The sequence below is a fragment of the Streptomyces sp. SID11385 genome, assembly GCF_010548245.1.
Classification (GTDB): domain Bacteria; phylum Actinomycetota; class Actinomycetes; order Streptomycetales; family Streptomycetaceae; genus Streptomyces.
On sequence record NZ_JAAGLR010000762.1, the window covers coordinates 1 to 3,063 of the forward strand.

Genomic DNA, 3,063 nt, shown 5'->3' on the forward strand with positions numbered 1-3,063 from the left:
TCGCGCGGGCGGGGGCTGCCGGGGGCGCTCGTGGCCTGGCAGTTCAGCCGGCGTCCGCAGCGGGGGGCCGGGCCGGTGCTGCTGCTGGTCCTGGCGGTCGCGATGACGCTGCTGACGGTCGCGCAGAGCGCTTCGTGGAGCAGGGCGCAGGACGATCAGGCGGATTTCCGGTCGGGTGCCGGGGTGCGGGTGCTGGACCCGACGTCGGGGCTCGCGGGCGACGCGGGTACGTACGGGGCGCTGCCGGGCGTGCGGGCGGTGGCCCCGGGGCACCGGGCGTCCGTGGACCTGCCGCAGGGGGGCGCGGCGACGGTGCTCGCGCTCGACACGGCGCACACGCCGGACGACCTGCTGTTCCGTTCCGACCTCGCGCCCGGCGAGGGCGGGCTGCGGGCGTTGCGTGCGGCGGGGAACGAGGCGCGGGCGGGGCTCGCGCTGCCCGCGGGGACGCGGAAGCTCGCGCTGCGGGTGCGGTGGGAGGACTCCCGCACCGGCAAGGCGCCCAAGGAGTTCGCGCCGGCGCTCACCGTGACGGTCAGGGACGCGCAGGGGCAGCCGTACGTCCTGTCGGCGGGGCGGCTCGGTGAGGGGGGCGCGGTGCGCACCCAGACGGTGGACCTGGCGCCGGAGGGACGGGACGTGCCGCGCGGCCGGGTGTGGCTGAGCGGGCTGCGGGTGTCGGGCGAGCTGCCGCCGGGGCTCGACGCACGGGTGCGGCTGGTCGTCGAGCGGGTCGGCGCGCTGACCGGTACGGGCGGCGGGGCCGGGCGGGCGGTGGCGGTGCCCGGGGGCCTTCGGTGGCACGGCACGAGTACACCGGTGGTGGCGTTGACGCCCGGGCGCGCGGTGCCCTTGCGGCCCGAGGCGGCGGCGGACGAGCCGCTGTCCGTGACGGCGCACGTGACCTCGCCGGACGAGTCGTCGCGGGTGTCGTCCTCGGGCACGGGCGTGAATCTGGACGTGCGGGCGGGCACCGCGGAGGTCCCCGCGGCGGTGCCCGCGCTCGCCTCGGACGCCTTCCTGAAGGCGGCGCACGCGAAGCGGGGACAGACGCTGACGGTGCCCGTGGACGGTACGGAGGTGCGGGTCCGGGTCGTGGACACGGTCGCGCATGTGCCGACGACCGGGGAGGAGGCCGAGGCGGCGGCGGGCGCGGCCGGTCAGGACGCCGGCTCCGGTCCGGATTCCGGTGCGGGCCAGGAGGCGGCCGAGGAGGACGGCGCGAACGACGCGGACGTCGCCCTGCTCGTGGATCTGCCGACGGTGAACGCGGTGCTCGCGGGGGCGGGCGCGACGCCGCTCGCGCCGACCGAGTGGTGGCTGAGCACGGCGGAGGGGCGTTCCGCCGCGGTGGCGGCGCGGTTGCGGGAGCGTGCCGACAGTGATCCCGCGGATGTGCTCGTGCGGGACGAGGTGCGGCGGACGCTGCTCGGTGACCCCTTGGGGGCGGCGCCGCGTACGGCGCTGTTCGCCGCCGCGCTCGCGGCGGCGGCGATCGCGGCCGTGGGGTTCACGGCGGGGGCGATGGGGTCGTTGCGGGAGCGGCGCTCGGAGCACGCGGTGTTGCGCGCGCTCGGGTTCCCGGGCCGGAAGCTGGCCCGGCAGACGTTCTGGGAGCAGGTGCTGCTCGTGGGGGTCGGGCTGGGCGCGGGTCTCGCGCTGGGGGTCGTGCTGAGCCGGTGGCTGGTGCCGTTGACGGTGCTGACGGCGCGCGCGGCACGGCCGGTGCCGGGGGTGCTCGTGGAGATGCCGTGGGGGCGGGCGCTCCTGCTGCTCGTGGGGGTCGCGGCGCTGCCTCTGCTCGCGGTCGCGCTGTTGTCGACGCGCCGTACCCGGATCGCGGACGCGCTCCGCCGGCTGGAGGACTGACGTGACATCGGCTGTGGAGCGTGCCGGGCGGGCCCGCGGGGTGCCCGCGCCGTGGACGAGGACCCGGTTGCGCACGGCGCGGGGGGCCTCGGTGGCCTTCGCGGTGCTCGTGCTGCTGACGGCGTTCCTGGCGGCGTACTTCCCGCGCGCGGTGCGGGCCAACGAGGACCAGGCGGTGCGGCGCGCGGTGGCGGAGGCGTCGGCGGCGCGTGCGGTGGTGGACGTCGGGCTGATACGGCCGGACCTGGCGCCGGGCGAGCGGGCCAAGACGCTCGCCCCGGACCGGGTCGCGGCGAACTACCGGGCGTTGCTGAGGACGGTGCCCGAGCCGGTGCGGGTGGACACGGGGCAGTCCTCGTACGGGGTGCGGACGAGCAAGGACCTTCAGGCGACGGACAAGGACCTGCCGAGTCCGGACGCGGTGCTGCCGCGGTTCACCGCGGCGGCGCAGGCGGGGCTGGAGGAGCACGCGCGGCTGACGTCGGGGCGGTGGCCGCGCGCCGAGGCGGCGCGGTCGCGGGACGCGGGCCGGGTCGAGGTCGCAGTGACCGGGGCGACGGCGAAGGCGCTGGAGCTCGCGGTGGGGCGGACGGTGCACGTCGAGGGCGCCGAGGTGGCCTTCGTCGTCGTGGGGATCGTGGAGCCGCGCGATCCGCGGGGTGCGTGGTGGTCGGCGGAGGGCCAGTTGCGGACGCCGGCGATGACGGCGACGTCCGGGCGGCCGCCCCAGAAGTACTGGCGGGCGGGGTTGTTGCTGCCGCCCGCCTCGGGTGCCGCGCTGCTGGACACGCTCGGGCAGCCGGAGGCGTACTGGCGGCTCGCGCCGCGTACGGACGGGCTGACCGCGACGGTGCTGCCGCGGTACACGGCGGCGCTCGGTTCGCTGAAGGGCGGCCCCGATCTGCTGCGCGTGAAGAAGGCGGTGGAACCGCACGCGGTCGTCTCGACGGATCTGGACGAGGTGATCGAGGCGCATCGCGGGCTCTCGCGGGCGCTGTCGCCCGTGGTGGAGGTGGCGGCGGTGGGGGCAGGGGCGGTCGCCGCGGTGACGGTGGCGATGGCGGCGGGTCTGTCGGCGGGGCGGCGGCGCGAGGAGTTCGCGCTGTTGCGGGCGCGGGGGGCTTCGCTCGCCGGGCTCGGGGGGCGTTTGCTCGCGGAGTCGGCGGCGTCGGCCGTGCCGGCGGCGGGGCTCGG

General features: G+C 77.8%; 1 protein-coding gene and 1 pseudogene. Both read left to right on the top strand.

Annotated elements, in window-relative coordinates; translation table 11 throughout:
* A partial coding sequence (locus tag G3I42_RS23630; RefSeq protein WP_164289069.1) for an ABC transporter permease occupies positions 1–1,869 on the top strand: 1,869 nt, incomplete at its 5' end.
* A 1-nt stretch (position 1,870) separates the two neighbouring features.
* Positions 1,871–3,063: pseudogene (locus G3I42_RS23635) on the top strand (ABC transporter permease); the annotation flags it as partial.